7 protein-coding genes are annotated in these 7,531 nt (G+C 39.8%); 5 read left to right on the forward strand and 2 right to left on the reverse strand.

The annotated features are described in order from the left end of the window. Window positions 1–196: LacI family DNA-binding transcriptional regulator (locus AC3LHT_RS04715; RefSeq protein ID WP_488662124.1), on the reverse strand; the 196-nt coding region annotated here is incomplete at its 3' end. A 246-nt stretch (window positions 197–442) separates the two neighbouring features. On the opposite strand from AC3LHT_RS04715, the gene AC3LHT_RS04720 reads away from it, so the two are divergent. The 5 genes from AC3LHT_RS04720 to AC3LHT_RS04740 all read left to right on the forward strand — a co-directional run bounded on the left by AC3LHT_RS04720 (window position 443) and on the right by AC3LHT_RS04740 (window position 6,405). Then, window positions 443–1,651 carry an ABC transporter substrate-binding protein gene (locus tag AC3LHT_RS04720; RefSeq protein WP_290646859.1) on the forward strand — a complete coding sequence of 403 codons (1,209 nt, stop codon included), beginning with the start codon at window positions 443–445 and terminating at the stop codon, window positions 1,649–1,651. A 72-nt stretch (window positions 1,652–1,723) separates the two neighbouring features. Beyond that, window positions 1,724–2,602 (forward strand): carbohydrate ABC transporter permease, encoded by an 879-nt coding sequence (locus AC3LHT_RS04725; protein WP_290646860.1) that lies wholly within the window; start codon window positions 1,724–1,726, stop codon window positions 2,600–2,602. After that, window positions 2,602–3,906, forward strand: a complete 1,305-nt coding sequence (locus tag AC3LHT_RS04730; RefSeq protein WP_488662125.1) for a carbohydrate ABC transporter permease — start codon at window positions 2,602–2,604, stop codon at window positions 3,904–3,906. Before AC3LHT_RS04725 ends, AC3LHT_RS04730 begins: the two co-directional genes overlap by 1 nt. 33 nt (window positions 3,907–3,939) lie before the next feature. Then, window positions 3,940–5,031 carry an ABC transporter ATP-binding protein gene (locus AC3LHT_RS04735; RefSeq protein ID WP_488662126.1) on the forward strand — a complete coding sequence of 364 codons (1,092 nt, stop codon included), beginning with the start codon at window positions 3,940–3,942 and terminating at the stop codon, window positions 5,029–5,031. A 24-nt stretch (window positions 5,032–5,055) separates the two neighbouring features. Then, a complete protein-coding gene (locus AC3LHT_RS04740) occupies window positions 5,056–6,405 on the forward strand; it encodes a glycosyltransferase family 4 protein (protein WP_488662127.1) in 1,350 nt (449 codons plus the stop codon). Between the two features lie 19 nt (window positions 6,406–6,424). On the opposite strand, the gene AC3LHT_RS04745 is transcribed toward AC3LHT_RS04740, so the two are convergent. Then, window positions 6,425–7,348: a GAF domain-containing protein gene (locus tag AC3LHT_RS04745; protein WP_488662128.1), complete on the reverse strand. Its 924-nt coding sequence runs from the start codon at window positions 7,346–7,348 to the stop codon at window positions 6,425–6,427. Window positions 7,349–7,531 lie beyond the last annotated feature (183 nt).

A 7,531-nucleotide genomic window follows, 5' to 3' on the forward strand; every position in this document is an offset into this window, starting at 1 on the left:
GTATTACGGTTCTGGTTTCGCTATTTCTCAGCGCTTTCGCAAGAAGATTAACGCTGTAATTGTGTTCTTCAATGACCTGCAAGATTTTCCTGCGGGTTTCCTCTCTTACATTGGGCGCGTTATTTATAACTCGGGAAACCGTTTTTATAGAATAACCAGTGAGTTTCGCTATGTCTGTAATGGTAACCTTTTTCATTTTAACCACCCTCTATTGACAACATTGTCATCTACGACTACATTATTATAGTATAAATTAAAAAAAGTATGAAATCTTATAAAATTCGAACTGAGCCCGTAATAAGCTATAAAAGCGTTTGTTCTGGGATATTCGTGAATTATAGTCTATAATTCCATTTGTATAAGTAGGTTCACAGTAGTAAGCTTATTCTGTACCAGTTATGACAACGTTGTCTTTAACTATCTTTTAAAAGGAGGGGTACGTATGAAAAAGCTACTTCTTGTTCTTATGCTTGTTGCTATTGCAGCTTTTGCATTTGGTAAAGAAACATTAGTTGTCGTGTCAAGGCTCTGGACACCGCCATCAGAGAAGGAATTTGTCATCAACGAAATCCTCAAACCTTTCGAGGAAATGTATGGCGTTGAAGTGAAATTCTCCACTCTCGATGATCAGAAAATATTAGAGCAGGTGAAGCTACAGCAAGAAACGGGCAATATCACGACTGATGTAATTATTGCCTACGCCGCAAACATGCCCGAATGGGTTGACAACGGTTATGTTGTTGATCTGACTGATGTCGTATCCCAGTGGACTGACAGGCATTTCTCAAAAGGCCTTGATTCCATGACAGTTTTCAATGGCAAAAGGTATTTCCTTCCTATCGGAGCGGATGTTTACCTCTTTATTGCCAACAAAAAGGCTCTTCCATACCTTCCGGAAGGCGCAGACATCCAGAATCTTACTTGGGAACAGGTAGCAGAGTGGGCCAATGCAATAGCTCTTGGCGAAGGCGAAGGGAAATTTGTTGTAACCGGAGTTCCCAAGAAATCCTTTATTTATCAGGCCGGGGCTATCTGTCTTTCTTACGGCGCTGACTGGCCAAATCTCGACAATCCTGGTGCCATGGCTGCATTCTATCTACTGAGCAAAATGGTAGACGCATTCCCGCCAGCTGTTATGACTTACGATGATTCAAGACCACCTCTGAAAAGGGGCGAAGCCTGGCTTGCAGCTGCTCATTGTGCTAGAGTCGGTGAAGTCTATAAGAACGATCCGACAAACTTCATAATCGCTCCAGTTCCCAAAGGCCCTGCTGGAAGAGGTTCGGTCGCCGGTACAAGTGGTCTCGCTATTGTCAAGGGAACAAAACATTACGATCTTGCCGTTAAGTTCCTTGAGTATATTACCAGACCCGATGTCATGTTAAAAGTCAGCAAAGGGACAGGAGGCTTCATTCCCACTGTTGAAGAAGCCATCATTTACCTTGGCGACACTGTGGAAGATGAAGTTATCGAGAAATCTATCATGGTCATGAAAAATGGCGTCCTTTCTTACATCGCTCCCAAATGGAAAGACTGGGGTCAGGTTAAACTCGTTTACGATGACATTTTCAAGAACATGATCATGAATGGTATTTTTGATCCCGAATACCTCGAGATCATGCAGCTCAAAATCGACGCTCTTAGAAAGTAATAGGCATTTTCTGTTTGCAATAGGGGGGACTTATGTCCCCCATTATTTTGAATCAATTTTGATTAGGTGGTGATGGTTATCACGGCGACGAAATTCAAAAGGTATATTCCCTACCTTTTGATAACACCCACAATTCTTTACTACGCTATTTTCTGGTTAAGACCTGTTCTTGCAGCTGTTTTTTATAGCTTTCAGGAAGAGGGGAGCAGTACATTTTCACTGGCAAATTACAAGACAATTTTCAGCGATCCTTTCTTCGTAAAAGCGATAATCAACACAGGGATTTTTGTTGCTATTTCCGTTACTATTGAATTTGTTGTGGCTCTGGGACTGGCGTTACTTATCAATAAAAAGTTTCGAGGGGCTGGCCTGTTTCTTTCTTTGGCTTTGATCCCTATGGCACTACCCGCTACCGCTGTTGGGGCTATGTGGTCAAGCGGATTTGCTACATATGGTTGGATGAATAGTTTACTTTATAAGGCCGGTTTAATAGCCGCTGATGGAAAGATTCCATTTCTCGCAGGAAATGAATTTCAATCTTTAATGCTTGTCATTATCATTGATGCATGGCAGGTCATTCCCTTCATGATGGTTATTTTACTTGCAGGCCTTCAGGGTATTCCAAAAGAATCGATAGAAGCTGGGTACATTTTTGGTGGTAATAAACCAACTGTTCTCAGAAAGATAACAATGCCTATGCTAAAATCCAGCATTCAAACTGCCTTGATTCTTAGGATAATTTCTGCAATTCAAGTCTGGCTCATTATCGTAATGATCTATGGTTACAGAAGGATTCCTGTCCTTCTTGAGGAAGTTGTTTTCTATAAAGAAGAACTCTTAGGGTTCTATAGAATTGCTCTCGCATATTCAGTTATAGTCGCGATGATTGTTTCAATCGTGGCCGTACTCTATCTGAAGGTCTCCGGTGCCTTCAAGAAGGAGGAAGCTTAATGGCGAGAAAAAAAGGGAAAAAAATAATATCAAGCACTGTTTTTTATATATTTGTTGCGGGCATAGCTACGGTTATCATATTACCGATCTACTTTCTTGTATCAATATCGTTTATGTCAGATCAAGAGGCGTATGACTGGCCAATAGCCCTGGCACCGGCTTTTTCTAACACTTTCTTGCTTCAACAATCCGATGATATTCCAGGTGGTTTTCTCATAAGCGTATATAGTAGATCGAAAAAAGATTTCTCGGCGATCTTTGATTCTGATGATCTGGGGAAAATGATCGATTTTGTTAACCGAAAAACCAGTAGCAAGATTCCAAAATCTTTGCTCGAGGAAAAGATACAGGAACTTAATCAGATAACAGCGCAAAACAAAGCACAAATCACTGAGTTAAAAAAACAGCTAAAAGAAGAAAATATCAACATAAGCAGGTTGAATAGGGATATTGTCAAGGCCAAACAAAAGCTCAAACTCATAGACCCCGAAGACGAAACTTTTCGGGAAATTCGCGAAAACTACGAAAAGCAGCTTGAAGTTAAAACACAGGAGAAATCCCTGGCAGAGGAAAGAATTGCTCAGATTGAAAAGAAACTACGTGAAATTGGCGGAGTTACCTTCAAGGTTCGCAAAAACATTTTTGCCAGTTATATAACCTTTTTCAGAGTTACTTCTGATTCTGTTGGCGCTTTATTAAGAAGCATTCAAGTTGCGCTATTAACCGTTCTTATTTCACTTTCTATTGGTGGCATGGCAGGATACGCCTTCGCAAGATATGTTTTTAAAGGAAAGAACATGCTGAAACTGAGTGTCCTTTTTGTCAGGATGTTTCCTGGAATCGCAATTGCAATGCCCATGGTAATAATTCTTGCTCAGATGGGCTTCTATGATAAACCGATAGGCTTATCCCTTGTTTACTCGGTTGGGCAAATAGGAATGACCACATGGATTACAGCGAGCATTTTCATGGGAATCTCTGTGGAGCTTGAAGAGGCTGCTCAGGTTTTTGGTACTTCACGTTGGGGAGCTTTCTTTAAAGTAACTCTTCCGCTTGCCCTTCCAGGATTAGCCGCAAGCGCTATGTACGCTTTTATAGGCAGCTGGTCAGAAACTGCTCAAGCCATTGTTCTAACCCAGTTCAATCCCACCTTTCCTGTTGTCATCTATCAGACGCTCGTTGGAACAAAAGGCATGATAAATCTCGTCGCCGCAGGAAGCGTAACACTTGCTTTCCCCGCTGTCCTCTTCACCATGATAATAAGGAGATATATACTCCAAATGTGGGGCGGAGTGCGTGTCTAAGTCTAAGAAAATTATGAAAAAGGAGCTGAGTGTATGGCTACACTTGAACTTATAAATCTTTCAAAAAGGTATGGTAAAAGCGTTTGGGGTGCAAAAGATGTAAATCTAAAGGTGAATGATAAGGAATTCATTGTTTTCCTTGGCCCATCAGGTTGCGGTAAAACCACTACTCTCAGAATGATAGCCGGGCTTGAAGAAGTTACAGAGGGAAAGGTTCTTATCGATGATGAAAACGTTACCGACATGCCACCGAGAAAAAGGAACGTTTCCATGGTCTTTCAGAGTTACGCAGTATGGCCACATATGACTGTTTATGAAAATATAGCCTTTGCCCTTAAGCTAAGGAAAATGGAAAAATCTGGAATCGATAAAATCGTTCGAGAAGTCGCTGAATTAGTCAACATTGGAGAATACCTTGAAAGATTTCCAAGACAACTTTCAGGCGGCCAGAGACAAAGGGTTGCACTTGCCAGGGCAATAGCGGTGAAGCCTAAACTCTTTTTGATGGATGAACCACTTTCCAACCTTGATGCAAAGCTTAGAGTGCGTATGAGAACAGAGCTAAAAGCCATTCATCATAAAACTGAGGCTACTACTATCTTCGTAACTCATGACCAATCAGAAGCTATGAGTATGGCGGATAGAATTGTGGTTATGAAAGATGGAAAAATTGTACAGATTGGTACACCAGATGATGTATATTTCAATAGTACAAATATTTTTGTAGCTGGTTTTATAGGCACTCCTCCAACGAATTTTCTTGAAATGGAAATAAAGCGAGATAAAGGGGAAACATTCCTTGTTCATCCTTCATTCAACTTCAAATTAAACGAGCGGCTGCTTTCATACTTAAAGGATTACGATAAGGATAAACTGATAATGGGAATCAGACCCGAGAGCATTCAGATCAACAGTGGAGAAACAGTTTTCAAGGAAAAGGTGCTTGTGGTTGAACCTCAAGGTTCTCATCAGGTGGTTGCAATAGAGTTAAATGGAAAAATCATGAAGATAGTTGCGCCATCTTTTCCGAAATATTCACCGGATGAAACTATCAACATTTCATTTGACGAAAAGCGTGTCATGTTTTTTGATATAGACACTGAAGAAAGACTCAAAACAAATTAGTTTTGACAAAGGAGAGTTGCCCAGATGAATATTGGCCTTGCGCATTTTAGAGTTGGTGAAACTGATGGAGTATCTCTGGAGATGGAGAAATGGAGAAAAGTTTTGGAGAGAATGGGACATAAAGTTTTTTTCATCTCCGGTACACCGAATTACGGTGAAATATACATTCCCGAAATGAGTTTTCATAGTGAACGCTTCAAGAAAATAGAATATAACGCTTATAGAGAATTAAAGGATTATACCAATGAAGAGGAATTTAAAAAAGACATCTTGAGTGAAGCTATGATCATTGAAAAAAAGCTCACGAACGCTGTTGAAAAGAACAACATTGAAGTTATCGTCCCCAACAACATATTTTCACTGGGGGTGGCTTTACCGGTGGCAATTGCTTTTGCAGAAGTTATTAAAAAGCTGGGGCTAAAAGCTATAGCACACAACCACGATTTTTACTGGGAAAGGACTGTACTAAGCAAACCGACTTGTGGTTTTGTAAAAGAATGCCTTGAAAAATATTATCCTCCAAAAGACAGAAATATAAAGCAGGTAGTAATAAACGAAATTGCAAGAAAGGAACTTTTAAAAAGGAAAGGTCTCGATTCAACGGTTATTCCAAATGTGTTTGACTTTGAGCAACCACTTTGGAAACCAGATGAGTTCAATCGGGACCTTAGAGAAAAACTGGGTATTTCAGCCAATGATATAGTGTTTTTACAAGCCACACGGGTTACAGATAGAAAAGCCATAGAGTTGGCGATAGAAGTAGTTGGCGAAGTGAGCAGAAGGCGTGAGGAGCTTTATGGAACTCTTTATGATGGTCGGAAGTTCACAGCTGATGATCGGATTGTAATGCTCATGCCAGGACTCATTGAAACAGCGACAAATTACGACAGCTTTCTCAGGGAAATCGCTGCAAAAGAAGGGGTAGAAGTTATATGGTGTAATCAAATAATGGGTGCTGGAAGGCAAGAGCATAAAGACGAGAAAATGTACTCGCTTTGGGATATGTATGTGGTTGCAGACATGATTACCTATCCCAGTATTCTTGAAGGTTGGGGCAACCAATTCCTTGAAGCCCTTTTCTCAAAAAAGAACATGATTGTTTTTGAATATCCAGTGTATTTGACCGATATCAAGCCGCTGGGTTTTGAAGTAATAAGCCTTGGAGCACAATACGCAGAAAGAAGTGGCACAAGCTATGTTGAAATCCCAAGAGAGAAAATTGTGAAAGCCGCAAAAGAAGCAATAGAATTGCTGAAGAACGGGAAAGAGTATAAGCGCAAGGCTGAAAAAAACTTTTCAATCGGGCAACAACACCTTTCTTATAGAACGCTTGAAGAAAAGCTCAGGAAAATCATTTCAAGCTTCAATTCATAAGGGGCGTAAGCCCCTTTTTTTATTTGAAACGACTCACTTCAAAAGCTCTTGATAAGATTTCCGAAAAAATTCTCAACAACTTTATGTCGCTTTCTTGCCATGGGGTGTCCCGAGCCACATCATCTAATCCAGCAAATCCCATAAGTTTCTCTCCAACAAAAATAGGAAGAACTATGAGAGATTTTATGTTTTGAGCCTGAAGAATTTCCTTTTCAGCCGAGGCTTCCTCGGGTAATTTTGCCACTTCTTCAATGTTAAGTGTTTTTCCAGCTCTCAATTTACGCATCCACCATGGGAACATATTAATTGGAAGGTTTTGAAGCCTTTCCCTTTCTGGCTTTATTCCTTCAGCACACCACTCGTGAGTATTTGACATGCTCTTCTCATCTTCGTTAAATAGAAAAAGATATGCCCTATCAGCTCTTGTGAAAATGCCAATTTCCGCAAGGGCTTTATTCACGGCATTATCAAAGTCGAATGAGCCGATAAACATAGAAGAAATTTTGGCTATAAGGCTTTCAAAATCGACTCTCCACTGCAATTCTTTCAATAGCCTCTTTGTTTTGCTGTTATCTTTACCAATAAATACACCCATGCTCCTTCCAGAATGTTCCATAAAACTCAAAGAGCTTAAAAAAGCTAAGCGCAAACCAGAAAATGCAATAAGTTCGCAATTGAACATCTTTTTTTCGCTGAATTTGTCATCTATGGGAATATTTTTTGCCAGTTCGTAAAAGCTTTTTTCTTGCAAGGCTTCAAGAGAGTATCCAAGAAGTTTCACAGCCATTTTGTTGGCAAAAATAATTTGCCCAGGCCTTTCCACAGAATCGATAAGAAAGATTATGATTAGCTCATCGATCATATCAAGAACATCAAGATGAACCTTTGAAAAAAATCGTTTGGATAATCTTTCAACTTCACCATTGGTACTTTCACGCAACATATTACTTACCTCCGGTTATTTCTTCTTAACTTTTGATTTTAGCATGAAAGTTCTCTAATTCGACATTATCTTGAAGTAGTTCTCAGCGAAATCGTATATTTAGCTGATCATCAGGGTTTTTAAATGTTATTTTTTTTCGAGTAGATTTATTTTTGAGGCAACGTTCCCTTTTCCAGTAGATTT

Source organism: Kosmotoga sp., assembly GCF_982836095.1.